Here is a 26586-nt window from a genome sequence, read left to right on the forward strand (position 1 = left end):
GCGTTGTCGCTCACACGCACCCCGTGGGCGCCATTGGACGCCTCAGGAGGCTCGCCGGCTCAAGCCTAAGCCGACTCGCACGCCGACGCGCCGACGCCGCCAGCCGTTACAGCGAGAGCGCCGTTCGCGGGCTCGATGGAGAAAACGGATTTTGCAGGGCCGACTCAATAGTTGTCCTTCGATCCTCGCAACCAGGGAGGCTCAACACATGCGCCTCTGACTTGACAGCCAGCAAGGCAAGGAGGATCAGAGCGATTGTTTTCATCTTGGTCAACGACTTGCCCCCTTAAAGAAGCTGTCGCTCTATGTGCGCGGACGGGGCCGGCGGCATCCGGTGGGCTGTCTTTCTCGACTCCCGCGCTATGGTCGTATTCCGCCTTCACGCGTCACCACGATACCAAGCGTCAGTCCGAATCCTGGCCGGGACCGTGAATTGACGTCGCCGCACGGAAGCCGCCTGTCGTTGCGCACGACGGTCCGCATTGAAGGCGCACCGGTCGACGCTCGTTCAGGCATGTGGGTCGGGAGAGAATCAAAGCTTGGACTGCCCCTGGTCGGATAGACGGATTTTCCCTATCTACAGCTGGTGCCGTCAGACCACTCATGACCGACGCTCAATACACGACCTTGCCGCAATGGCCCAACGCTTATCCGGCCAGCGGTGCCAGCGCGACCCTGAAACTCCTCAACGAGGATTTCATCGTGACCGAACTGCCGCTGCAGCTGCCCTCAGGTGAGGGCGAACACATCTGGCTGGACATCGAAAAGAACGGAGCCAACACCGCCTTCGTCGCCCAGCAACTGGCCAAAGCCGCCAGCGTGCAGGAATGGGACGTGGGCTACGCCGGCCTCAAGGACCGCTACGCCATCACCCGTCAGTGGTTCAGCATCTACCTGCCGAAGGGCGAGACGCCCGACCTGACCCAGCTTCAGCATCCGGAATTCAAGGTGCTGAATCAGAGCCGCCACGTGAAAAAGCTGCGCCCCGGTGATCTGCAGGGCAACCGGTTCCGCATCGTGCTGCGTGACGTGACCGGCGACCGCGACGCCATTGAGGCCAATCTTGAGGCTGTCGCGTCACGCGGCGTGCCCAACTACTTCGGCGCTCAGCGTTTCGGACGCGACGGCGGCAACGTCGAGCAGGGCCGGGCCATGCTGGCGCGCGAAATCCGCGTGCGCAACCCGAAGAAGAAGGGCATCTATCTGTCAGCGGCGCGCTCCTTCGTCTTCAATGAAGTGCTGGCGCTGCGAATTCAGCAGGGACTCTGGGGCAAGTCCCTGCCCGGTGACGTGATGGACGAGGCGGGCCGGCCCACCGGACCACTCTGGGGACGGGGCCGCGTGACCGCCACCGATCAAGCGCAGGCTCTGGAAAACGGAGTGGCTGAACGTCACGCCACCTTGTGCGACGGCATGGAGCACGCCGGCCTGGATCAGGAGCGCCGCGCCCTGGTGGCGAGTCCGGCGGACATGTCATGGGAATGGCCGCAAGCCAACCAACTGGTGCTCACGTTCTCTTTGCCCGCCGGGAATTACGCCACTTCCGTTCTGAACGAAATCCTCCGCGCCACGGAGCCTGAGCGGCACACAGAGAACGAATCTGCGGCTGTCGAATGACGGTGTCCTCGCCTCGGGCCGAAGGGGGCAGCCCCTGTTCCTGGCACACCGTTTTCCGTCCGGCCGCCTTCCCGTCGGCACGTGTTCACGCCTGATTCAGCGGGTGGCTTGACTGGGTCGAAGGCGTCGGCCGCGTTGTCGACCATGAGGACCCTCCCTCTGCCCAATCGCGGCGAGGGTGTCCACGGGGGCTGTCCGCGCCGCTCGGCAAGCGCTCAGGGCGTCTGCTTCCGGCGATTCGGCTGACCAAGCTACTGGTTGCAGCGCATCGAGAGACATCGGGCAAGTTCGATCGGGAGCAATCGCTTGAGGCCAATAGCCCAGCGCGATGCGACCGAGCAGTTGGTGTGGGGGACAGCGGTCCAGATGCCAGCCGCGCGTCCTTACCAGCCGGATCATGGCAGGCGGCGCCTCGCCGATAGCCAGGCTCCTGGAGCCAGGCAGGAACATGTGCCTCATCTTCACAGCACATCAAATCCACGCCGGCTCGCGGCGAGCCTCGCTGCTCAGCACCCACGCTTTTCACCCAACAAATCATTTCATAAATGATTTCGCTGAAACACCACAAAACCTGAAGCGCCGATGTAGAGTTCACACACATTTGAACCATTAATCGTTTCATGCCATCAGTCGCCGACGAACTGATACAGCTGCTGCGCCGGCGCCATCTGCTGACTGCCGAGCAGTTGCGCACAGCGCTGGGTGTGAGTCCTGCGACGCTGATGCGGGCAGTGCGCGCCGTGCCGAGGGGCGAGGTGCTGGGCATCGGTCGCGCACGTCGTAGCGCCTACGCCTTGCGCCGACCGCTGCGCGGCAGCATGGCGCCGCTGCCTTTGTATGCCGTGGACGCGGCGGGCCGGGCCGATCAGGTCGGCCTGATGCACCTGGCCCACCCGCATGGCACGCTGCTCGAGCTGACTGGTCACCTGGATGATTTCGAATGGCCGCTGGTCCAGCGAGGCACCCGCATGCAGGACGGCTGGTTCGAAGGCGTGCCCTACTTCCTTCAGGACATGCGCCCCCAGGGCTTCCTCGGCAGGCAGTTCGCGCGCGCCAACGCCGCCATGCTGCAGGTCAGCGAAGACCCCGTCGACTGGAGCGACGACGACACACTCCATGCACTCTCAATGCTGGGTGCGGATCAACCCGGCAACCTCATCATCGGAGAGGCCGCCCTGCGGCTGTGGCAGGCCGCGCAAAACCGTGGGCCGGCCCGGGAGCCCATCGCCGAGGGCGAAGAGGCGCCGGCTTATGTCGAGCTTGCGGCGCACGCCATGTCACTGGGTCATCAAGGCTCGTCCGCCGGCGGCGAGTTTCCGAAGTTCGGCGCCGCGCGAACGCTCGGCGGCGTGCCGGCACATGTGCTGGTCAAGTTTTCCGGATCAGACGGCTCCCCGGGAACACAGCGCTGGTCGGACCTGCTGACATGCGAGCAACTGGCCTCGGAGATCGTGTCGACCCTGGAAGGGCTGGAGGGCGCCAGGAGCCGGATCCTGCAGGCCGGCCATCGCACCTTCCTGGAGGTCGAGCGTTTCGACCGCCACAGCATGCCGGGGCGCTCGGGCCTGTGTTCCTGGGCAGCGATCAATGCCGACTGGTTCGGCCTGCACGGCCGCTCCTGGGTCGAGGGTGCGACCGCGTTGGCAGGCGAGAGACTGATCGACACCGAATCCGTACGAGCGGTCGAGCGACTGGTCTTCTTCGGCCGCCTGATCGGCAACACAGACATGCACGATGGCAACCTGTCATTCCGGCCCGGAGCCCGGACGGGCACCCCCCTTCGTCTGGCGCCGGTCTACGACATGCTGCCCATGGCCTACCGTCCCCAGGTAGGCGTCGAACTGCCCGACGTGACGTTCACACCGCAACTGCCGCTGCCGGGTCAGCGCGACACCTGGAGCGAGGCGGCGAGCGCCGCGATGAGCTTCTGGCGACGGGCCGCGGATGACCCGCGCATCTCCGCTTCGTTCCGCAAGATCTGCGAGCGCAATGCCGACCTCGTGGCAGACGCGCGTCGGCGGGCATGACGCCCGGCCCAATACGACGCCGCCGCCGGCAATGCGCTCATAAGCGACCCAAACTGCGTCAACCAGCCTGACGGGCGGTCTGTCAGCGATGGCTACAGACCCTGCCGCGTCCTTTGCCCCTACTCAGGGCAGCAGCGTCGCCATGGCATCGGACAGCCTGTACCCTGCCAGGACCATCCTTCTTTCGGCCGCATCCTGTGCTTTGCCGACGTAGTCGTCGGGCAGCGACTTTCCATTTGACTTGCTACTGCTTCCCTTGAGCTTGCCATTCAGATAGACCACGCTCTTGGCCACGACGAGGCTTTCGTCCCTGGCCCATGACATGGCCGCATTGGGGCTGAATGGCCGCTCGGCAAGCTCGGGAAGATCAGCGCGGCTCAAGCCAGCTCGATTGCGCAGGCCTGTCGCCCGATTGGCGACAACCTGATACCGCTCAGAGCCGAGGATCAGGTTGTCCCAGAACGCATGCAGGGAAATCGTGGACGAGTCCGGCGTGACGCGAATGTAGAAGCGCGTGCCGCCGCGATCGCCTTCGACCGTGGGGTACTGCGTCGTGAACAGGCTGACCGAATGCAGCGGCTGGTGGACGTCGCCGGTCAAATGGAAGAGCCAGCAGAGCGCGACCGCGCGATCGCCTTCGTCCGTGGAGTTCAGCAGGGTCGACACATGCTCGGCATAGGCGGTGACGAGATTCTCCGGACCGGGCTGTGTGACCTTCACCGAGGACGGCTGCCCGGGCGGCTTGTATGCCAGGTCGATGAAGTGATCTTCAGGCCGATCGAAATCGTGGTCACCGCGGACATCGTCCGGCCACCGCGCAGCCAGCATGAACAGCCTGCGGTTGGCATCGTCTTCGGACAGGCCGGCCGCCTCGACGTCCGCACGCCATCGTTGGTCGTACTGTGGATGCAGCTTCAGGGCGGCAACGATCCTCGCGACCGTCGAGGGAGAGCGAGCCTTCAGGTCGTCGTAGGCGATTGCCGCTGAAGTCATGTGCCCCGCCTTGTTCCAGGCCTGAGCCGATGGCATGCAGCCCAACGCAGCCGCACAGAGCACCAGGGAACCCAGTTTGCAGTGCATGGCTATGCCCTCCGCATTGGTCGACGACAAATCCTACGAAGAGATCACTGCGTTCGCGTCCACAGAATTGTGGAGTTCGGGCGCCGACCCGCCCGAGACATCCTGGGACTGCCGGGAACGCCGGTAAAGCCGGACAGGGGGGGCCAGATCATCTGCGACGGCTCCCCCGAGCCCTGGCCGCCCTCGATCCGCATGTCACCGAGGCGGGATCCGTGAACTCTCGGCCCGCCACAGGACCAAGGCGGGCGAACAGCTGCGCAAGCCCCTGGGAGCACGCCACACCGTTGAGCGCGACGTCGCCGGCTTCGCCCCCAACATTGCGGGTGCCAGTGCACCGGCGAACCGTTAGCGTACGAAATCGGGGTTAGTTCACTCCTGCCCGCCGCTCCCCGACAACGGCGGAGCCTTGCCATAGGGCGCATGCCTCGGAGGGTGTCGTGCGATTCCAGCGGATTCAGTTGATTCGGCCGGCGGCATGGGCCTGCGGCGTCGTGGCACTGTGCATGGCCACTCCGATGCAGGCCATGGCGCAAACGGCGCCGGTGCCGCAGGTCCAGGACGGCAAGCCGGTGGACTGGTGGTTCGTCTTCAAGTTCAACGCCAAGTCCTTCCCGGCTTGCCCAGGCGGCGAGAACACGCTGTGCCCGTTCGGCGGAGAACCGTCGAACGCCACACGCGGTCAAACCTTCGTCTTCGCGAGCAACGCCAACCCCAAGCTCGAGATGGGCAGCACCTGCGTTGGCGAGACGGATGCCGACCCTGTCGGCGCCACCTTCGGCGAAGTCATCAGGAGCAAGGTCTTCTATGTCGTCTGGAACGACCAGTTCTACCAGGACCCCTCCATTGGAGGCTGCGCAGACTCCTGCTCCGCTCCCTGGGGGCATTCCAAGGGCGTGCTGGCCTGGGGCGCCGACGGCAGCGGCCTGCTCGTCCAGGTCACCACTCCGTCCTGGCCCGGCGCCGCCAGCGAGGCATCCCCGCGGACATCGAGCGGCAACACGCTGGGCTGCATTGCGCGCCCCAACAACGTGCTCGTCAGCCAGGCCTTCTTCTCCGTGCGATTGAGCGCAGCGGACGTGCTGCAGGTGCTGCGCGCGCTGGGGAACTCGAGCGTCGTCACCGACCCGAAGAACCGGCAGCTCGTGAACAACGGTGGCCCCAAGGACATCCAGGACGCCGTCAACTCATTGGGCGTGAGATCCACGAGCACCAAGATCTTCAAGACCCAGCTCTCGTCGGGCGTCGGCCTGCTGTCAAAGCCGTCGCGACTGCATGTACCGCCGTGGCAACTGGTGTCGTCGCAGCTGGGCCAGGTGTCGCTGCGCGTCGCCTCCTGGTGGGCCAACCCGGCCATCGGCTCCACAAAGTCATCCACACCCATCGATTGCTGGGATGCCAGCCTGTCCAAGCCCGGTGCCGTGCAAATCGCGACCTCCGGCGGCTGGCAGGGCACGAGCTTCGGTCTCAAGGGTGGCGCGGGCCCCGACTTCAACCACGCCAAGGTCGGTGTTTCGACGACGGGCGACAACCATTTCGTCATCTTCGGCGACATGAACCAGCAGGGCACGATCTCCGATTCCAACTGCGGACGCAGCCAGAACGGTCGAGGGGGGTTGTTCTTCATCGTGGACAACCAGGCGCTGTGGACGAGCGTGTCGGAACTGCTCGACGGCAAGAGCGCACCCGTGATCGGTCAATGAACAGCGCCGCCCGGGCGCAAGGGAGGTCCTATGTCCAAGGGTTACAGCGGCGCCGCCATCCTGTCGGCCGCGGCCATCCCCGTCGCCGGCTGGGTCGGCGTCGCGCAGCACAGCTACCGGCTCGCATGGGGCGCGATAGCCGTGCTGATGCTCTGCTTCGTTGCCATCGCCGGCAGATCCATAGTCGGGCGCTGGAGCGGCATCCTGATCGATGACCGCAACGTCATCAGCTTGTCGCGGTTCCAGATGACGCTGTGGACTGTGGTCGTGCTGTCGGCCTACCTCATGGCGGCGCTCTACAACGTCTACATCGGCGTCGATGAGCCGCTCGCGATCGGCATCCCCAAGGAGCTCTGGCTGGCCATGGGCATCAGCACCACTTCCCTCGTGGGAACGCCGCTGCTGCTGGCGTCGAAGAAGGACAAGCCCGCCGACGAGAAGGCGTTGGAGCGCACCCTGGAACTCGAGAGGCGGCCGGCCGGCAGCGACAAGGTTGAGGGGCAGGTGCTGGGCAACATCGATCCCGCCCTGGCCCGCTGGTCCGACATGGTCACCGGCGACGAAACCAGCAACGGTGCTCACGTGGACCTCGCCAAGGTGCAGATGCTGTTCTTCACGATCGCCATCGTCGCGGCCTACTGCTTTGCACTGTGGCGCACCTTCAAGTACGCCCAACCCGATGGCATCACCGACTTTCCGGTGCTCGACGACAGCACCGTTGCATTGCTGGGTATCAGCCACGCGGGCTATCTCGTCAACAAGGCGGTGCCGCGGGTCTGACAACGGCCCGGCGCCAGGTCATCACAGCCACACGGCCCTCCCGGCAATCTGCGACAGGGTTTTCTATGCCGTCCACCCAGGCCAGCGTCAACAACGACGACCCGATGATCTGACCGGCATGGCAGCATGCAAGCCTGGCAAGCCGCCAGGGCTACTCTGTCCGGGGCATCACGCCAAGCGAGGCGTCGCCTGCACTGCATCAACAGTCGCCAAGAAGAGCCTGGCCTCTCGAGAAGGCCGGGTCGCCAGCAATGACTAAGGCGCCCCATCGATCACAGCGCAGATAATTCAAAGGCTCCCCGTTGGACCATGCCGTCTCGCCCGTCCGCCCTACGCAGCCTCCGTGCCTCACGGCCGTGGAGCAAGTTGCTGCTGGGCTGGCTGTTCGGGATCGCACTGGTCCTGACCCAGCAGGCGGCAGCGCTGCACCAGCTGGAACACAGCCTCTCGGATGCGGACGCCACGCATCAGAGCGATCGCGCGCCGCGCCAGGCCTGCCAGCTGTGCCAGCTCTTCGCCCATGTCGAATCGCTTGCCGCCGGTCCCGGGATGGTGGCGATGGCGCTGTTTGCGCTGTCGTTCGCGCCGCCGGCCACCGTCAAGCCCGTCCGGCGCAGCCTGGATCTTCCGGGCCTTCGCAACCGCGGCCCTCCCCTGCTGGCCTGAACTAGGTCCGTCCACGCCCTTCGCGCAGCTGCGACGCGCCGCGCGGGCGGCGTGCCTGGCGCCGCCGCGCGACGCCGCACCCGTTCAGACAGGGGGTCCCATGCCCGCTCCCACCCTGCGCCGACTGGCGCTTTCGATCACGCTCGCCTATCCCGTCCTCAGCCCCGCAGAGCCTCCCCCCGTCGCTGCCGACCTCCAACAGCTCCCGGTCGTGGAAGTCTCCGGTGCCCGCCAGCGGCTCGACGCCGCCCGCAACGGCCTCTCGCCCGATACCGGCAGCAGCGTCTACCGACTGGAGCGGCAGGACCTGCTCAGCCTGCCGCGAGGCGAGGCCACGCCGCTGAACCAGGTGATCCTGCAGACGCCTGGCGTGGTGCAGGACTCGTTCGGCCAGCTGCACATCCGTGGCGACCATGCCAATGTGCAGTACCGCATCAACGGCGTGATCATTCCCGAGGCCATCAGCGGCTTCGGCCAGGCCCTGGAGACCCGCTTCGCGGATCGCATCAGCGTCCTCACCGGCGCCCTGCCTGCCCAGTACGGCTACCGCACCGCCGCCGTGGTGGATATTCAGACACGCGGCGAAGTGCCCGATCACGGCGGCAGCATCAGCGTGACAGGTGGCACACGGGGCCACGGCGAGGTCGCCGCCGACCTGGCAGGCTCGCGGGGTGCGTTCAGCTACTTCTTGACGGGATCCTGGTTGCGCGACGGCGTGGGACTGGAGAACCCGACCTCCAGCCGCACCCCCCTGCACGACAGGACCCAGCAGGGCAAGGGCTTTGGCAACCTGTCCTACGTACTCGACGCCGACAGCCGGGTCAGCCTGCTCTTTGGCATCACCAACAACCGCTTCCAGATCCCCGACGCGCCCGGCCAGACGCCCAACTTCGATCTGGTCAATACGCCGCCCAAGGACTCAGCCACCCTGGACGCTCATCAGCAAGAACGCAACCGCTTCGCCGTGCTGTCCTACCAGAGCGTCCTGGGACCCAACGTGGACTACCAAGTGTCGCTGTTCCAGCGCAGCACCGACGTACGCTACCACCCCGACGCGGTGGGCGACCTCCAGTACAACGGCATCGCGGCCGACATCCTGCGCCGCAACGACGCCGCCGGCGTGCAAGCCGACCTGAGCTGGCGGCTGAACTCGGCCCACACCCTGCGCGCCGGTCTGTTCGGCCAGCGGGAGCGCTTCCGCGTGGACAACGGCGCGACCGTCTTCCCCGCGGACAGCGACGGCAACCAAACCAGCAACGTCCCGCTCCTCATCCAGGACAACAGCCGGATCGATGGCCACCTGGCGGGAATCTATCTGCAGGATGAATGGAAGCCGGCCAGCGGCCTGGTGGTCAACTACGGCCTGCGCTACGACCGGGTGCACACCGTGGTCAGCGAAAGCCAGTGGAGCCCCCGGCTGGGCCTGGTCTACGACCTGAGCAAGACGGTGCGCCTGCATGCCGGTTATGCCCGCTACTTCACGCCGCCGCCGACCGAGAAGATCGACACCACCACGGTCGCCAAGTTCCTGGGCACGACAAACGCCCTGCCGTCCGATGCGAACACAGCCGTGCGCTCCGAGCGTTCCAACTACTACGACGTCGGCGCCGCCTGGCAGGTCACGCCGCAGCTGACCATTGGCATTGATGGCTACTACCGCCAGGTCCGGCATCTGCAGGACGAGGGGCAGTTCGGCAACGCCCTGATCTTCTCGGCCTTCAACTACGAGCAGGGACGCATCTACGGCGCAGAGCTGAGCGCGAGCTACAAGGACAAGCGCTGGTCCAGCTACCTGAACCTGGGCTTCACCCACGCGCGAGGCCGTGGCATCGAGACCGGCCAGTTCAACTTCGGTCAGGAGGAGCAGGACTACATCCAGTCGCACTGGGTGCATCTGGACCATGAGCAAAAGCTCAGCGCCTCGGCCGGCGTGGCCTGGCACCTGGACGGCGACCTCACCCTGAGTGCGGACGCCCTGTTCGGCAGCGGGCTGCGCAACGGCTTTGTCAACACCAGCCACCTGCCCGGCTATGCCAGCGTCGATGTGGCGGCAGCCAAGAGTTTCAACCTTGGCAACGGACTCGGAAAGTTCGACGCGCGTCTCTCGGTGGTGAACCTGTTCGACCGGACCTACCAGATCCGAGACGGATCGGGCATCGGCGTCAGCGCGCCACAGTTCGGGGCGCGGCGCGGGGTCTACATGACGGTAACGAAGCCTTTCTGAGGCGTACCTTGGTGCAGGCGACAACGCAGTGGATGGGCGGGCCGCACCCTTGGTCCCGGCGTCGACAAGCGGGCGTGACCGGGCCGGGCCGGGCGGGAGAGATCCAAAGTGCCGTCCACCGCGGTCCCGATAGCGGCGATCGGGTATGCCGGCCCCTCCCGTCCTATCTGCAGCGGCATCTGGCCATAGGGCTGAACGGCGTCCGGATTCCTTCGATCACTCTCCCTTGCCGAGCGTTGCCACAGGCTGCGCATCCGTCGAGTGCCCTGTGCGGCAAGGGTGGTTAGGCCGCGCATGTGCAGCCCCACCTGCGACTGGCCCGCAAGAGTTCCCCGGAAGCGATAGACTGTGACCGTTACAACATTACATTCATCCGGTACAACAGATCCTGGAGCTGGACATGTCACACGCGCCCGAGCTGACGAAGCATCAAACGCTGGTGTTCAATGCCCTCACGCATGGGGTTGGGCCGGCCAGCGCCTACGACTTGCTGGACCAGCTGCGCGGGGAAGGGCTGCGCGCGCCGCAGCAGGTCTATCGCGCGCTGGACAAGCTCGTCGAGTACGGACTGGTCCACCGCCTCGAGAGCCTGAACTCCTTCGTCGCCTGCGCCCATCCCCATGACCACAAGCATGGTCTGCTCGCCTTTGCGATCTGTGACAGCTGCGGCCATGTGGACGAGTTCTCCGATGTGACCATCGAGCGGCGCCTCAAGAACTGGTCGAACGACCACGGCTTCAGACCGGGCCATGCGGCGATCGAACTGCATGGCACCTGCGCCCGCTGCGAGGCGCCGCAGTAATCGTCAGAAGTCGACCTTGAGGCTCGCGGATATGGTTCTGCCGGGCGCGGTATAGGCCGACAGACGGGCATCATTGGCGGTCAGCGAACTCACTGCGGACCAGTCGAAATACTGTCGGTCGAAGAGGTTGTAGACCGCCGCATTCAGCGTGGCTTGCTTGCCCAGCCGCCAGTAAGCCGTGAGATCCGCGGTGCCGTAGCCAGCCGTGGTCAGCGGCACAGGCATGGTCGAGCCGGTCTGCGCGAGCGCCCGGTTGACCCGTGTCTTGGCATCCACGATATTGCCGATCAGCTGTCCGCCGAAACGACCGCCGCGCTCGTCCCAACGAAGTCCCGCGATCAGACGGGCGGGCTGGATGCTGTTGATCGGCTGGCCGCTGCTCCTGTCATTGCCGATCGACCATTGCATCGCGCCGATCAGGCGCCAGGCGTCAACGGCATTCAACCAGCGTCCGATCGGCAGTTGCCCCCGCGCCTCGACGCCGTAGATTTCCACCTCGCCTATGTTGCGCGATTGAAAGCGCCGTATCGGCCGTGTGCTGCCGCTCGCACCCGCGGGGATGTAGGCGATCATGTCCGTGCTGATGAAGTCGGTGTAGCGGTTGTAGAACGCCGACAGCTCATAGGAACCGGCACCGGCCATGCCACGCAGTCCGAATTCGACACCCTTGCTGTGTTCAGGCTTGAGATTCGGGTTGGGGATGAAGTCGTGGATGAAAGTTGCCACCGCGACTTGGCCCACGCGATTGAGCTGGTCATGGGTCGGCATGCGAAAGCCCGTCACGTAGTTGGCAAAGACAACCTGCTTGGGCTGCCACTCGTAGCTCAGGCCCAGGCGCGGAGTCCATGCCCCCTGCGACAGCCCAACCGGCGTGGCGTTGGCGACGTTGGCATTGGCAAACAGCGCATCGGGCTTGGGTGTGAGGCGGTAGCTGTCAAAACGCAGGCTGGGCGTCAACCGCAGTCGGCCGTCCCCAAAGGCCATTTCATCCTGGACGAACAGGCCGACGTTGCGCACATCGGTGTCGGGAGCGGTCTTGCGAGGGTACACATAGCCGTCGATGACGCTGGTCAGGCCCGCGCCAAGCACTGTCTTCTGCGAAGCGTCGCTATACACACCCACCGATTTCGACAACAGGTCCACTCCGGTCACCCAGCGGTGCGTGATGCCCCCCGCGTCGAGGCGTCCATCGAGCTGGACGTTGCCTGACCACTGCGGCTCGCTGTGAGACAGCAGGCCGTCACGCAGCAAGGCGGTCGCGGCGCCGGGCGGCTGCCTGTTCTCGTAGGTGCGCTCCCTGGAGGTGCTGCGCTGGTAGTCGATCTGCGCGGAGAAGCGTTCGAACCACCTGCCATCGGGTGCATAGTCATAGGCCAAGCCGATCCGGTTGCGCTGACTGTCATCCTGGGCACGGCTTCCGGTGAGGGTCGTGCCGCCCGCCAACGGACCGAGCAGCGAGCGCTGATCTGTCTCGATCGAATTTTCATAGTGCTCGACGGTGAGCGTCAACGCCTGCGCGGAGCAGACGTCAAGCACCGACTTGAGCAACAGGTTGCGCAGCTGCGAGCTCTGCGGGTTGGGATGAAGCGAACTGTCCGGATGGTTCTCCAGTTCGTGGCCATTGCGCGCCGACAGCGACACAAGGTTTTGTGTGGCGCCGGCACGGAACGCCAGGTTGGCATGGGACCAGCGGGCGCCGTCGCGACCGTCATAGCCCACGGAAGCCGACCCGGCAATCGACTGGCTGCCGTCAAGGAGGTCCTGTGGCGACAGCGTACGGAACAGCACCACGCCGGCCAAGGCATCACTACCGTAAAGGCTGGATGCCGGCCCGCGCAGCACTTCGGCCCGACCTAGTGACAACGGATCGAGCTTGAGCTGGCCCAGGTTCGCGCCCGAGGCCGCGTAGCCTCCGGGCAACCTGACGCCGTCGACCAGCAGCGCCAGCCGCTGGCCGCCGATCCCGCGCACCTCGATGCCGGCCTCATCGCCACGCCCCCGCGGCTCGCGGGTCACTGCGACACCGGGTTCATAGCGCAGCAGCTCCGAGAAGTCGGTGACCAACTGTTCCTGCAACTGCGCCTCGCCGATCACATTGATGGTGGTCGGTGTGGTCAGTGCTGGAGCGGGGCGGCGGGTGGCGGTCACGACCACGGAAGGAAGCTCTTGCGCTGCAACCGGCGCAGCCGCCAGAGATGCCTTGAAAGCTGCCAACGGTTGGGGGCCTTGCCCCTCCTCAGCCCAGGAGATCGAACTCGCGGCCACCCCGAGCACCCCCAGAGCAGCCGCCTGCAGCGGCCTCAAACGAAACATGACATCTCCTGTTGTTCCAAAAATGTTTGATGTTATAACATCACACTCAGATCGTGAATCTGAATTCGTTGCATGTAATGGATGCGGGAGATATGCGCCTCTACTCGATGACAAGCCGGCCCCGGCGACAAAAGCTGCTGGCCGGTGTGCTGCTCATGATTGCCCTGGCCGCAGGCTGGACAACCTGGCTGACCTGGCTCGCTCCCACGCGCATTGCGCTGGTCAACTATCCGGAGTTCCAGATCGCGCGAATGATGAGGTCGAGCACCTCATCATTCGCGCGGGTCGAACTGCTTGCGATTGACCATCTGGACCGTGCGTCACGCTACGACCTTGTGCTGCTGTTTGGACGTGGACTCAAACTGGACGACGCGCAGATCCAGCAGCTGCGCTCGACCGGCCTCGCGGGCACGCCCGTCTATGTCGATGGCGCGACCAATCCCCAGCACGACGGCCTGACCACGCTCAAGGGCGCAGATCTGGACGCCGTTGCCGGCTATCTGCGCGGTGGTGGCCCGGTCAACTATGCGAGGCTGCTTTCCTATGCGCGCCGCACGCTTGACGGCAAGACCTTGTTCGCCGGCGATGTCGGGCCGCCGCAACCCGTACCGCAGGACGTGTTCTTCCACCTGGGCGACGAGGCGGTCTTTCCTGGCTTCGACACCTTCCAGCAGTGGCTGCGCCAGCGTCCTGGCTGGCGGCCTGGTCGCCCACGGCTGGCGCTCCTGACCAGCGTGCCAGGCCCGTTCAATGCCAATCGCGACCATGTGGATGCCCTGATCCGCACCTTCGAGGCACGTGGCTTCGAGGTGATTCCAATCTCGGCGACGCGCCAGCGGCTGGCCTTCCTGAAGGCTGCGGATCCCGCGGCGGTCGTCTACATGCCGCATGGCCGGCTTACCTTGGGCCAGGCGGACGAGGCACGGCAGTGGCTGGAGGCCCGCAATGTTCCCCTCTTCGCGCCCCTGACGGTGTTCTCCGAGGCCGGGCGTTGGGAGGCGGACCAGCGCAGCTTTGACGGCGGACTGATGAGCATGTCGGTCACGTTGCCCGAGATCGACGGTGCGACGGCGCCGATGGCCATTGCCGCGCAGTTCCGCGGCGACGACGGCCTGCGAGTATTCCGGGCGTTGCCCACACGGCTCGACCGCTTCGCCGACCTGGTGCAGCGCACGCTGGCCCTGAAGGCCAAGCCCAATGCCGAGAAAAAGCTGGCCATCTACTACTACAAGGGTCCGGGTCAAAGTGCCTTGACGGCCGGCGATCTGGAGGTGGCGCCCTCGCTCTATGCGCAATTGCAGGAGCTCAAGCGGGCCGGCTACCGGGTGGACGGCCTTCCCGCCACGGAGGAGGCCTTCGAGAAGCTGCTGCAGCGCCGCGGCCCCAACATAGGTCCCTATGCCAAGGGTGACTTCTCCCGCTTCCTGCAGGGGGCCGAACCTGCGCTGGTCTCGGCCACGCAGCTGGCGGGCTGGTGTGGCAAGGCGCTGCCGAAAGCGCTTTGCGAACAAGTGATCCAGCAATACGGCCCCGCACCGGGTGCCTACTTGAGCACTGAAAGCCATGTGGCTGTCGCGCGCGTGCCCCTGGGCAATGTGGTGTTGCTGCCGCAGCCGCTGCCTGGCGTCGGTGACGACTCGTTCAAGCTCGTCCATGGTGCGCACCAGGCACCACCTTGGCCCTATGTCGCCTCCTACCTGTGGATGCGCGAGGTCTTTGGTGCCGATGCGGTGATGCATTTCGGCACGCATGGCAGCCTGGAGTTCACGCCGCACAAGCAGGTGGCGCTGTCGGACAAGGACTGGCCTGACGCCCTGATCGGTGGCCTGCCGCATGTCTACCTGTACACCATGGCCAATGTGGGTGAGGCGATGATGGCCAAGCGTCGCAGCTATGCCGCCGTCGTTTCCCATCTGACGCCGCCGCTGCGCGAAGGCGGTGCGCAGCTGGCCTACAAGCGGCTCGCGGACGGCCTGCAGACCTGGGCTGCTGCAACAGGGGCCCTGAAGAGCCAGTATGGACGGGACATGCAGCATCAGGCCGTCGAGCTCGGGCTGCACCGCGATATGGGCCTCGAGGCGAGCGGATCTTGGAGTGACGAGCAGCTCGAGCGCCTGGCCGACCACATGGAAACGGTGGAAAGTGCCCGCATCACCGCGGGCCTGTACACGCTGGGACGCCCCTATGCGCCGCAAGCGATCGACACAACAGCCCGATTGATGGGGCTGGATGCGCTGGTGCAGGCGCTGGCGGAGCTGGACGTGGCCCGCGGCAGCGTGCCACGCGAGAGGCTCGATCGCTCGGCTTGGTTAAGCGCCACCTACCGTCCCCGTGCAGATGCACTGATTGCGGACGTCGAGCGCGGCATGCCGCCCGAACAGGTGTTGGCGGGTGCAGTCAGGCCCGAAGAGCTGCGGCGCGCACTTGCCTGGCAGACCACCCAGCGCCGCCCCGGCGATGACGAGCTGGTGCGGGGCTTCGCGTCGCTGGGCAACGTACGCTCACCGGCCAAGCGCCCACCGGAGGCAGCAATGGACGAGGCGTCGCTGCGCCGGCACCTGGCCCGCGCGCTGGCCGATCCTAAGAAGCGCCGGTTCCTGGAGGAGCTGCGCTCGGACCAGAAGCTCCGCCAAGCCCTGCGCACGCTCGATCCCGACTCGCTACAGGCGGCGCGTAGCGTCTCCCGGTCGATACCGGCGATGGCCGAGGCATTGGACATAGCGACCGATGCAGACGTCAGACCCGTGCTGGCCGCCATGGCGTCGGAAGCCGTGCGCCAGCGCATGCTCGGCTGGATGGCCCAGCCGACACTGCAGGCGGACGTCGACGCCGAGGCGCGACGTCAGCGCGAGGCGCTGCTGGCGCAGGCGCGCCAGCACGAGCCTGCACTCGATCTGGCGGAGACCAACACGGATGCCCAGATGGCCGTCCGACAGGTTCGCGCCCTCGACGCCGGCGCGCAGGAAAAACTGACGGCGGCGCTGCGCTTCTGGCGCGACGCCCGTGGCTTGAGCGGTGAGCACGAAAGCCGCCGCCAAGCGGCCACGGCGGGCATCGGCCGGTTGCTGCAGGCGCTGGAGCACGATTCTGTAGCCCGCGCCGACCGCGAGCGTCGATTCGCCGAGGCGGTCTTGACCCTGCAGAATCGCCTGCGCGCCATTCCTGGCTACCGCGGCCTCCTGGCCGACAGTCCACGGCGCGAACTGGCCTCGCTCACGAACGCGCTGGCGGGCGGATTCACTTCGCCGTCCTCCGGCGGGGATGCACTCGTCAACCCGGCCGCACTGCCCACTGGCCGCAACCTGTTTGCCATCGACGCCGAGAAGACGCCCTCCGAGCAGGCCTGGGCCGTGGGGCGCAAGCTGGCGGACCAGTTGCTGGCACAACACCGCGCCGCGCACGGCGGGGCCTGGCCGACCAAGGTGGCCTTCACGCTGTGGGCGGGAGACTTCATCCAGACCGAAGGCGCCGGCCTCGCGCAAGTCCTGTATCTGCTGGGCGTCTCGCCCGTGCGCGATGCCTTCGGACGCGTCTCGGGGCTGCGGCTGATTCCGCGCGACGAGCTGGGCCGTCCGCGCATCGACGTGGTGGTCCAGACCTCAGGGCAGCTGCGCGACCTGGCCGCTTCGCGCCTGTACCTGGTGAACCAGGCCGTGGCGATGGCGGCGCAGGCTCGCGAAGCCGACAACGCCGTGGCACAGGGCGTGCAGTCGGTCGAACGCCAGCTCAAGGAACGCGGCGCGGCTCCGGCCGACGCCAGGCGTTTCGCCACCGTGAGGGTCTTTGGCAGCGTCGACGGCGGCTACGGCACCGGCATCATGCGCATGGTCGAGGCCGGCGACCGGTGGAAGGACCGCTCGGAGGTCGCACGCACCTATCTGGCCAACATGAACGCGACGTTCGGTGAGGGCGAACTGTGGGGGGCCTCGCAGCCCGGCGCCTTCGAAGCGGCGCTGGCAGGCACGCAGATGGTGGTCCAGCCGCTGCAATCCAACACCTGGGGACCGATCTCGCTGGACCATGTCTACGAGTTCATGGGCGGCCTGAATCTTGCCGTGCACGAGGTCACCGGACAGGACCCTGCGGCCTACTTCAACGACTATCGCAACGCATCACGCCCCACCGTTCGGGAAGCCGTGGCCGCCATTGCGGTCGAGGCGCGCGCGACGCTGCTGAACCCGGCCTACGTCGAAGCCATGAGCCGGGGCGGCGCTTCATCGGCCGAGGTTTTCGCAGAAACCTTCCGCAACCTCTATGGCTGGAACGTCATGAAGCCTTCAGCCATTCCCGGCGAGCTGTGGGACGCACTGGACGAGGCCTACGTGCGCGACGCACGCGGCATGGGCGCTCATGCCTTCTTCGAGCGCGTGAACCCCTATGCGCTGCAGGAGATGACGGCGGTGATGCTGGAGACGGCGCGCAAGGGCTACTGGCAGCCCGGCAGCGATAGGCTGCACGCGATCGCTCAGCTGCACGCCGATCTGGTGGCGCGTTTCGGTGCCAGCGGCACCGAGTTCGTCAACGGCAACCGTGAACTGCGGCGCTTCATCGCCAGCCAGCTTCCGGCCCAGGCGCGGGCGTCCTATGACGACGCGCTGCAGCAAGCCAATGAGGGCACAGCCATCGCGACCGAGAAGGCGACGGTGCTGCATCAAGAGAATTCACCGTCGGCCGCCGGCGCAACGGCTGGCCGTGCCGACACGAAACCGGCTGCTCAGACACCGCGAGGACTGCTGCCGCGCTTCGGAGGTGCCGGCGCCGCGGTGGTGGCCGTCGCGCTGCTTGCCCTGGCTGCACTCGCCTGGTGGTTGCGCCGTCGCTTCGTTCAGACCGAGGCGCCGACATGAGCCCCGATAGCGCCGTAGTGCTGTTGCTCGGGCTTTGTTGCGCCGCTGTCGCGGCAGTGCAGGCCGGGGACTGGCATCGTCGATGGCTCATCTCGGTGGCCGCAATGCTGGCTGCTGGACTGATCATCGAGAGCGACATGGCGAGCCGCACCAGCTTGGCCGATGCGATGCGCTGGGCTTCCTCTCCTCAGCGACGTCAGGACTTGGCGGCGTTGCTGCTGGCCGAGGCGCTGCTGTTCGGCGGCCTGGCGGTGCGGCAGGCGCAGGCGGATATGGGTTTGGCGTGGCGCGCGCTTGGTGCGCTGCCGCCCCCGTCGCTGCTGCTAACGCTGTTCTTGGTGCAGGTGTTGGTGATGCTGTCGATCGACGGCATCGACTACGCCGTGCTGTCGTGGCCGTTCGGCGGTGCATGCGCGCTGCTCTTCACCGCCGCTGCGCTCGGGGTGCGGAAGGTGCTGCCCAGCACGGCGCTGCGCGCCAGTTTGCGCGTCGCCCTGCACGGCGTGCAGGCGGCGGCTGGCCTGTGGCTGGCGCGTCCAGCCTTCGCTGCCGGTGTGGACCCCACGCCGCCATGGGGGGAGCGCCTCGCAGTGGTCGCAGCGATTGCCGCGGCGCTGGCGGCGGCGGGATGGTTGCGCTGGCGGATTGCCAGCCATTGAGATACGAGCAACGAGAACGACGATGGAATCCTTGATACATGCACTTTCGTGGGTCTCCACCGCACTGCAGGTGCCGGTGGTGGTGGGGATCCTCTACCTGCTTGTGCGCGGCCTGATGATGCTTGGCGAGACCTATGGGCGATGGGGCGAGCGGCTGCAGCGTGCACGCCGTGGCGCCGTTGCTGGCGACGTCAGGATCGATGAGCTGCTGACGGCCCTTCGGCCCGCCGGCCACCGTAAGCCAGATGTGCTGCAGCAATCTGTTGACGCCCTGTGTCAGGCACCAGGCGACCAGGCCTGGCATGACCACGTGGTTGCGCGGTTCGAGTTGCAGATCGACCGCCGCCTGGCGCTGCTACGCACGATGACGCGCATCGGCCCCTTGCTGGGCCTGATGGGCACGCTGATCCCGCTCGGACCCGCCCTGGTCGCACTCGCGGCTGGCGACATCGCCGTACTGGCGCGCAAGATGGAAGTGGCCTTCGCCACCACCGTGGTCGGACTGGTGATCGGTGCGATTGGCTTCCTGCTGCACCAGGCAGCACAACGCTGGGCGCTGGACGACTTGTCGATGCTGGAATTCGTCAGTGCGCGGCTACGAGGCGCGCAATGAGCCGGCGCCGCTCCTTGCTACGCGGCCGTGGGATTGGCGCCGACAGTGACGACATGGACCCGCTCGGCTTCCTGATCAACCTGTTCGACGTCGCGCTGGTCTTTGCCCTGGCACTGATGATTGCGCTGGTATCCAACCTGCGTATTGCTGACATGCTGACGGCCAAGGACTTCACCGTCGTGAAGAATCCGGGCCGCCCGGATATGGAAATCATCACTCGCGAAGGCGGCAAAGTTTCGCGTTACGTTGCCGGCGACGCCACGGCCAGCAGTCGCCAGGGCCAACGCGTGGGCACCGCCTATCGTCTCGACAGCGGCGAGATTGTCTACGTCCCCGAAGCTGGCCCGCCTTTGCCGGCGAGGTGATGAAGCGGATTTCACGGCCAAGCTGGGCAGGTTTCCGGTCGTGGGCCAAGAGCGCCTCGCCATCCTGAGGCCCGGCGGCGGCCAGGCGCCCCCAATCGCGTCGCCGGGGTCGGCCCCGATGCTGACCCAGGCCGGACATCTATCCGGTCGACGCTTCGATGACCTCCCCGGCGGGCAGCAGGCGTCCACGCTTCAGCCCTCAAGGCCACCGCGCCCAAAAGGTCTACCAGGCCTTGCTCGACGAGAGCGCCGAAACCGGCCTGGCGACGGTCTACCGCGTGCGGGTGCAGTTCGTGCAGGCCGGCCCGTTGCTGCGCACGCACTTCGAAATCGGCAGAGCCGTGTTCGAGCTCGACGAGGTGCGCACCACGACCACTTGATCTGCCACGCGGCGGCGGGGTCAAGGAGTTCTGCGCCCCCCGGAATCGGAGGCCGCCAGCAGGCCATCGCGGCCGAGCGTAGCTCCCGGCTACAAGCCCACGACCTGGTCTTTCATGGCTTGTGCTCTCACGGCCCGCCGGCGAAGAAACAGTTGACAGCGCCTCACGGATGGGCGCGCCGGCATGAGGCCACAGATCGACGCCGGGGCGGCCGCTCTCTATGGCCTTTGACGCAAGGGGGCGGCCATGCACCGGTCTGATGGCCGCCCCGAGGCGGCCATCTGCGCTTGCAGGGCTACCCCTGCGGCGCTCAGTACGACGCCGACATCGTCAGCAGCAGTTGCCGCGGTGCTGCACGCTGGAACGTCTGGTAGTCGCCCGACACCGAGTAGCCGCCGATGCCAACCGATCCGATGTTGCGGTGGTCCAGCAGGTTGTTCACATCAAGCCGGAACTGCAACTCAGGCATGGCACCTGACGCACCGAGCTTGTAGGACGCGTTGGCGTTCACCGTCCATTGCGTGGGCACGTAGATGTCGTTGCTGTACGTGAACGGTTGTCGGTTGAACAGCGTGCTGGCCAGGCCCGCCTCGAAGGCGCCCCGCCGGACCGAGGCCTGCGTGATGAACGACTGGCCCGGATAGCCGGGCTGGCTCTTGCCGCGCAGGTCCACCGGTTCGCCGGGCACTTCGAGCGAGCTGTCGTAGCGGAACCTGCTGACGGACCACGACTGCGACAACGTGAGCCAAGACAGCAGATCGGCGCTGACGGTCAGATCGGCGCCGACGACGTGCGAGCGCGGCACGATACCCACGCTGCGGACCGGTGCGAACTGCGGACCGGTGGCTCCGTTGAGCAGCCGGTTGCGGATCCAGCCGACATAGACGTCGGCGTTCACCCTGGCGGCGCCCATGCGCTGGTAGCCGCCCAGCGTGAGGTTCCAGGTCTTCTCAGGCTTGAGGGTCTTGACGGCGGCGTCGAAGGTCTCCTGGTCGGTAGCAGACCAGGCCGAGTTGACCGGGCCGATGTTGTCGCGGGGGGAGATGCGGTAGGCAACCGTGCTGGCTCCGGTATCGACGAACAACAGCGAGCCTGCGGCGGGCCGCCATTCGACGGCCAGGTGGGGCAGGAAGGGCGCCGTCACGCCCAGCTTGCCGGTGGGCGCCTGATCGGGACCGACACCGCCGCCCGCCGTCACGAAGCGCACGGCCTTGAAGCCGGCATCGATGCTGACATCGCCGAGCGTCACGACGTCGCGGACGTAGAGCTGCGTCGACGAGGTGTGCCAGCGCGAGAGGTTTGCGGTCTCAAACGCCGGGCCGTAAGTGGTGTAGGGACCGACCGCCTTGAGCGGGGCGCCGGTGCCGAGCGCAGGCTGGTTGTACCAGTTGACGGCCGACCTGCTGGAACCGTGCTCGACCCACACGCCCACGGACGCATCGTGCCGGTCGGACTTGTAGGTCAGCTCGGCCGTCGCACCGCCGCGATGCGAGCGCGGTTGCCAGACCTGCGACGAGAACGGCGCACCGGTTTGCGAGGGCACCGTCACGTCGGAGATCTCGATGTCGCTGCGGTTGCTCGCGCCATAGACCATGAGCTTGCCCGACAAGGACTTCGAGATCGTGAAGCGATGCGCGATGTTGCCGATCAGGTCGGTCGTTGCCTGGCCGGTGTCGTACGGGACCTGGCTGGCCAGATCGCCGCAGGTGTAGGCGCCGCAGGAGGCTTGCGCATTCTCGGGCGACGCGACATGGTAGGCGTGGGCGTAGTCGGGATAGAAGATATCCGTGCCCTTCCAGCCGAGCTTGTCGAGCATGTCGAACGAGGTGTTGTTGTAGCCCCAGACCTGCGCGCGCGCGGCAGAGACGAACATGGAAACATCGCCCCAGGGCAGGTCCTGCACGGCCTTGAAGTTGGCACGCAGGAACTGTTGCGTGCCGTGACCCGTGTACTTGTCCTTGGATATCTGCTGCACGCCCAGCAGCAACCTGGGCCCGCTTTCGCCGATGCGCCCCGATTGCCAAGTCAGCGAGTACAGCTGCGTGTCGTGGCTGCCGCGGCCTACCGTGGCAGCGAGCTTCGGCGCTTCGGCGAGATCGGTCAGCGCGTACAGCAGTTCTCCGCCGCTGGCGGTGCTCGAGAACGTCGATACGCGGGCCGAACCCGGCGCGACCTTGACCGAGCCGATGTTGTCGGGCACACCGACGCTCAGCACCGAGTTGCCGGTGACGCTGCCGAAACTGCCGTCGTTGAGGGGAATGCCCTCGAAGGTGTAAGCCAGCTCGTTGTTGAAGAAGCCCCGGACGAAGATGAAGGCGTCCGACGCGTCCAGGCCATAGGCATCGGCAGAGGTGACGGTGACGCCCGGCAGGTTCCGCGTGAACAGCAGCGGGTTGGCGGCGGGCATCGCCGCTGCGGCCCAGTCTTCGGCGCGCAGCCTGTACTGGCCCGGAGCGACCGGTGCCGTCGTACCCTCGCCCAGCTTCCTCGCCCCGGTGACGACGACGGTCTTCAGGGCGACGGGCGCCGCGGCCTGCGCGTCGTCGTCAACTGCGGCGGTTTGCTGATCGCGGACTTCGTTGTCGGGCTTGTCATCGGGGCGCTCGCCTGCGCTGGCGCTGCGCGCGTTCTGCGTGGATGGAGGTGGTGCCGTTTGCTGTTGTGCCAGCGCCGGCAAGGCCGACGCGATGCAGGCCGTTGCGGTGACGATGGCGGAGGAGAGACGGTATTCGAAAGACATGGGAAATCTCCGCAAACTGAATTGCGTGAATGGCATGGGAGAGGACGTGGAGCGATTCGCAGGCCACGCTCGGCGGGGCACGGCGAATCGACGGCAGGCGGTGCCCGCTGCCGCTGCGCTCAGGTCACCAAGAGCTCGACAGCGGTCTCACGCACGGTGAGGCAGTCGGTCCTTGTGGAACGAGGGCGGCAGACATCGGGGCGGAGTCAGCCCCGCGGCCGGCGTCTGGTGGGTGCCCCCGGCGCTTGCGCAGCAAGGCGGCCGAGGCACGATGGAGGCGGATCAACAGCATGAAGTTGCTTCGGGCGCTCGGCCACGGAGGCAACCTCGGGCGCTCTAGCGAGCCGGTTGTCCGTGTCGGAGCAGGATTCGGGGGGACGACCGGGAGGTCGTCACGGGATCGGGCGCGCATCGGCGCCAACTAGGGTCGGGGTCCATGAAGGCTCCTGTGGTTTGAGGTGAAGGGGCGCGACCGGACAGGACGCGGCGTCCCGCGTCCGGCGCTATGGTCGGCGTGACATCGAGCGGCGCACGATCGAACGCAACCGCCGGCCGCGTGCTCACGCACCGGCGCTCAGGCGGATCGACTGATCAGGAAAAAGGGCTGCGGCCTGCAAGGCCGGCCCGCGGAGCGAGCGTTAAACGGCCAGGCAGGCGGCGGCCATCCCGGCACGCACGCATTTGCTGCAACTACTACTGGCACTGTCCACGCGAGCGGCTCCGAAGTGATGATCTAAAAAGTATCGACGGCCGCATCGACGGCTGTCAACAAACTTTTATCGCTGCGAACAAAGATGATCGCCTCTGAAGCCGTCCGCCACGGACATCGCTGCCGAAGACTCATGGGATGCCAGCCCATTGCATCCGACTCGGGAGCATTGGGACTACGTCCCGCGGCACCGCCAACGCCGCGCCTGTAGGAGCGTCGACCGCGGTCCGGGCGCCAGCTTGCCGCCGTTGCCGAACTCCTCGGCAACAAGGTCCATCGACCCTGCCTGGCCCGCATGCTCGGCTGCGCGTGCTGTCGGCGTTGCACGACCATCTATCGCTTCTTGGTCTGCTTGGCGTGAGGTGCAACCGCTCATCGCCGTCGATGCGGCGGCAATGGCCTCGCCAGAGTTGCGGGCCTTCGCGGCGCACCAGTACGCGCTGCCGTCGACGCCCCATTGGCCGGCGTCCCGCATGCGCCTCCTCGGCTCCGGCCACGAGTCCTTGCAGCGCGTGGCCGTGCGAGCTTCGCGGCACCGGAATCAGTCGGCAGGCCCGACGCGGACCGATGCCAAGGTCAAGCGAGCAGCAATCTTCGTCACATGGCGGCCCCAGGACGGGCGATGCGCCACCCACACCTCCTCCAGGGAAGCCATTGACGACACTCTGAAGGACCTGAAGAAACGGGGGATCCAGGATGTCGACGACCCCCCACAAAATCCGTCTTCTCAGTCAAATTCATAACGTCAATGTCAGTGCATTGAAGATTGATCATCAAGTCTATGGACGAGATCACCATCGCCAGCTCTGCACTGCTAGCATATCGATGACGCTGACTCATGGGAAAGATGTCGACTGCGGCATTGCTCGAATCGAACCTCTGGATTCCGCAAGTAAAACTGATCCCATAACTTGCGGATGCATGCACATGGAAGGCTGGATAGAACCCTCCCTGACGCTCACCCGGATTACCGCTTCAGCGCTAACCGCTGACAGGGAAAGAGCGCTTCGAGCGTGGCAACAGGGAGATCGCTATGTCCTCCGAACAGATCAAGGCCGCGCAGGCGAGGCGCGACCAACACCACCAGAACTTGGCCAAGAACCGGCGTCAGCTGGTCGAACGTCTGGGCGAGCATCTGAAGGAACAGGAGCGCCAGCGCCGCCCTTCGGTCTCCCCGCAGGAAGCCCGCCCTGGCCTGCCCCGGAACATGGCGGCAGCCACCAGCACGCCGCTACGGGTGGGCATCGTGGGCGGTGGCATGGCCGGCATGTACGCCGCGCTGCTGCTGGATCAGCTCGGGATCGACTACCAGATCCTGGAGGCCTCCGGAGAACGCCTGGGTGGCCGGGTACGAACGCACTACTTCAACAACAAGCCGCATCAGTATGCGGAACTGGGCGCCATGCGCTTCCCGCAGTCCTGGCTGCAGTCTCGCCTTTTTGCGTTCTGGGACTATCTCAACCGGACCGCCCCCGGCATCCCGGGCGCCCGCGAAATCACCCGCATCCCCTACATCCTCTACGACGCCAGCACCGACCCCAAGGCCGGCAACCTGCTTTGCTTCAATGGCCAGCCGCCGGTCACTCGCAACGAAGCCAGCCTGAACAACCGCCTGCTGGGCTTCGACCCCCTCTTCGAAGGAGCGGAGTTCGATTACTTCAAGGACGCGCAGGGAAACTTGAAGCCGGCGCAGGAGCTGCTTGACCGCGCAATTCAGCCCTTCATGGATCTTCTCAAAGGCGATCACATCGAGGCGGCCTGGGACAAGATCCTGAGCTACGACGGCTACTCGGGCCGCAGCTACCTGCAGGAGGTCGGCGACGGCACGGTCCCCTACCCGGTCCGTATCGTGGACTACATGGAGAGCGTGCTCAGCTACACCGGCGTCTATGACCTGGCTTTCCTGGAGATGCTGCTGGACAACTTCTCCTTCGACGACACCAGGCAGTGGTGGGCCATGGACGGCGGCACGGATCGCGTGGCCCAGGAGATGAGTCATCGGATACCCCGCGAGAAGATCATCATGGGCGCCTCGGTGTTCCGTGTGGAGGAGTCGGGCGACCACGCTCGGGTCCACTACCGCTTCGGACAGGGCAACCTCACTGAAGTGGAGGAGTTCGACCGCGTCATCGTCACCGTGCCCTTCTCGGTGCTGCGCTTCATGGACACGCCGATGTCCTGGTCCGCGCAGAAGTACGAGGCCATACGCATGCTCAAGATGACCAACGCGGTCAAGGTGGCGCTCGGCTTCCGCAGCCGTTTCTGGGAGCGGCCCGGCCTCTACAGCGAGGGCATGCGCGGGGGCCAGAGCAATACGGACCTGCCGGTGCGCAGCGTGGTCTATCCTTCCTTCGGCATTGGCGAGCCAGGCTCGTCATACATCCTGGCCAGCTACTGCTGGCAGAACGACGCGGACAAGTTCTCGCATCTCACGCAGGAACAGATGTTCGAGGTCTGCCTGCAGCACGTCGTGCGCCTGCATGGCGAGGTGGCCCGCGAGGAGTACCTCGGGCACGGCGCGTCCATCGTCTGGAACCAGGACCCGCTGGCCGGCGGCGGCTTCGAGTTCTTCGCCCCGGGCCAGTTCCTGCAGAAGTTCCTGGATGCTCGCGAACCGCAGGGACGCTTTCACTTCGCCGGAGAGCACCTGGACATGGTCCATTACTGGATCGCGGGGGCCTATGACTCGGCCTTTCGCACGGTCTGGGAGATCCTGATCCAGGAGGGGCGCATGAACCGCCACACCATGGAGCAGCTGGGTTCCGCCCTCGGCGGCGGCCTCATCCTGCCCTCCATGCTGCCCTGCTTTGGTCGCGCCGACATCGAGGACATGGCGCGCAGCGTGCTGCTCGTGCCCGAGGACTGACCGCACTGCGAGAAGCCCGCCCGTGTTGACCCTGGCGCCGACGCACGAGGTCGGCATCGAGGTCATCAACTTCAGAGCCTTTGCCCGGCACGGAACTCGCGCCCCCAAAGCTGGCGCACAGACAGGCAGAGGCATCAAGGTGCCCATCCCCGGGATGGGCTCAATCGGCATCGATCCGACTCGAGCCGCTCATGCGTC

At 66.0% G+C, this 26586-nt stretch carries 16 protein-coding genes; 13 read left to right on the forward strand and 3 right to left on the reverse strand.

Annotation, left to right across the window (positions count from 1 at the left end; all coding sequences use genetic code 11):
* The first annotated feature begins 603 nt into the window (after positions 1-603).
* Together truD and yjjJ are read left to right on the forward strand one after the other, a co-directional pair.
* Positions 604-1617, forward strand: a complete 1014-nt coding sequence (truD, locus tag JOY88_RS13880; protein ID WP_293503219.1) for a tRNA pseudouridine(13) synthase TruD — start codon at positions 604-606, stop codon at positions 1615-1617.
* 620 nt (positions 1618-2237) lie between these two features.
* Positions 2238-3644, forward strand: a complete 1407-nt coding sequence (gene yjjJ / locus JOY88_RS13885; RefSeq protein ID WP_293503220.1) for a type II toxin-antitoxin system HipA family toxin YjjJ — start codon at positions 2238-2240, stop codon at positions 3642-3644.
* 123 nt (positions 3645-3767) lie between these two features.
* On the opposite strand, the gene JOY88_RS13890 is transcribed toward yjjJ, so the two are convergent.
* The gene (locus JOY88_RS13890) at positions 3768-4724 is read right to left on the reverse strand and encodes a S1/P1 nuclease (RefSeq protein ID WP_293503221.1); all 957 of its coding nucleotides are present in this window, start codon (positions 4722-4724) and stop codon (positions 3768-3770) included.
* A 503-nt stretch (positions 4725-5227) separates the two neighbouring features.
* On the opposite strand from JOY88_RS13890, the gene JOY88_RS13895 reads away from it, so the two are divergent.
* From JOY88_RS13895 to JOY88_RS13915, 5 genes are all read left to right on the forward strand, one after another.
* Positions 5228-6424, forward strand: a complete 1197-nt coding sequence (locus JOY88_RS13895; protein ID WP_293503222.1) for a deoxyribonuclease II family protein — start codon at positions 5228-5230, stop codon at positions 6422-6424.
* A gap of 30 nt (positions 6425-6454) precedes the next feature.
* Positions 6455-7204 (forward strand): hypothetical protein, encoded by a 750-nt coding sequence (locus tag JOY88_RS13900; protein WP_293503223.1) that lies wholly within the window; start codon positions 6455-6457, stop codon positions 7202-7204.
* Between the two features lie 366 nt (positions 7205-7570).
* The gene (locus JOY88_RS13905) at positions 7571-7870 is read left to right on the forward strand and encodes a hypothetical protein (RefSeq protein WP_293503224.1); all 300 of its coding nucleotides are present in this window, start codon (positions 7571-7573) and stop codon (positions 7868-7870) included.
* A 100-nt stretch (positions 7871-7970) separates the two neighbouring features.
* Positions 7971-10094 (forward strand): TonB-dependent receptor, encoded by a 2124-nt coding sequence (locus tag JOY88_RS13910; protein ID WP_293503225.1) that lies wholly within the window; start codon positions 7971-7973, stop codon positions 10092-10094.
* 400 nt (positions 10095-10494) lie between these two features.
* Positions 10495-10896: a Fur family transcriptional regulator gene (locus tag JOY88_RS13915; protein ID WP_293503226.1), complete on the forward strand. Its 402-nt coding sequence runs from the start codon at positions 10495-10497 to the stop codon at positions 10894-10896.
* Between the two features lie 3 nt (positions 10897-10899).
* On the opposite strand, the gene JOY88_RS13920 is transcribed toward JOY88_RS13915, so the two are convergent.
* A complete protein-coding gene (locus JOY88_RS13920; protein WP_293503227.1) occupies positions 10900-13209 on the reverse strand; it encodes a TonB-dependent hemoglobin/transferrin/lactoferrin family receptor in 2310 nt (769 codons plus the stop codon).
* Between the two features lie 53 nt (positions 13210-13262).
* Here JOY88_RS13920 and JOY88_RS13925 point away from each other — a divergent pair, with 53 nt between their 5' ends.
* The 5 genes from JOY88_RS13925 (at position 13263) to JOY88_RS13945 (ending at position 20073) form a co-directional block, all read left to right on the forward strand.
* Positions 13263-18056 carry a cobaltochelatase subunit CobN gene (locus JOY88_RS13925; protein ID WP_293503228.1) on the forward strand — a complete coding sequence of 1598 codons (4794 nt, stop codon included), beginning with the start codon at positions 13263-13265 and terminating at the stop codon, positions 18054-18056.
* Positions 18053-18715, forward strand: coding sequence for a hypothetical protein (locus tag JOY88_RS13930; protein WP_293503229.1), 663 nt, complete (start codon positions 18053-18055; stop codon positions 18713-18715). Before JOY88_RS13925 ends, JOY88_RS13930 begins: the two co-directional genes overlap by 4 nt.
* A 22-nt stretch (positions 18716-18737) precedes the next feature.
* The gene (locus JOY88_RS13935; protein WP_293503230.1) at positions 18738-19328 is read left to right on the forward strand and encodes a MotA/TolQ/ExbB proton channel family protein; all 591 of its coding nucleotides are present in this window, start codon (positions 18738-18740) and stop codon (positions 19326-19328) included.
* Between the two features lie 53 nt (positions 19329-19381).
* A complete protein-coding gene (locus JOY88_RS13940; RefSeq protein WP_293503231.1) occupies positions 19382-19693 on the forward strand; it encodes a DUF2149 domain-containing protein in 312 nt (103 codons plus the stop codon).
* A 158-nt stretch (positions 19694-19851) separates the two neighbouring features.
* Positions 19852-20073, forward strand: a complete 222-nt coding sequence (locus JOY88_RS13945; protein ID WP_524539220.1) for a transcriptional repressor — start codon at positions 19852-19854, stop codon at positions 20071-20073.
* Between the two features lie 310 nt (positions 20074-20383).
* On the opposite strand, the gene JOY88_RS13950 is transcribed toward JOY88_RS13945, so the two are convergent.
* Positions 20384-22750, reverse strand: coding sequence for a TonB-dependent receptor (locus JOY88_RS13950; RefSeq protein ID WP_293503232.1), 2367 nt, complete (start codon positions 22748-22750; stop codon positions 20384-20386).
* 1805 nt (positions 22751-24555) lie between these two features.
* On the opposite strand from JOY88_RS13950, the gene JOY88_RS13955 reads away from it, so the two are divergent.
* The gene (locus JOY88_RS13955; RefSeq protein ID WP_293503233.1) at positions 24556-26388 is read left to right on the forward strand and encodes a flavin monoamine oxidase family protein; all 1833 of its coding nucleotides are present in this window, start codon (positions 24556-24558) and stop codon (positions 26386-26388) included.
* The last annotated feature ends 198 nt before the right edge of the window (positions 26389-26586 follow it).

Source organism: Roseateles sp. (assembly GCF_019237615.1).
GTDB lineage: Bacteria > Pseudomonadota > Gammaproteobacteria > Burkholderiales > Burkholderiaceae_C > Pelomonas.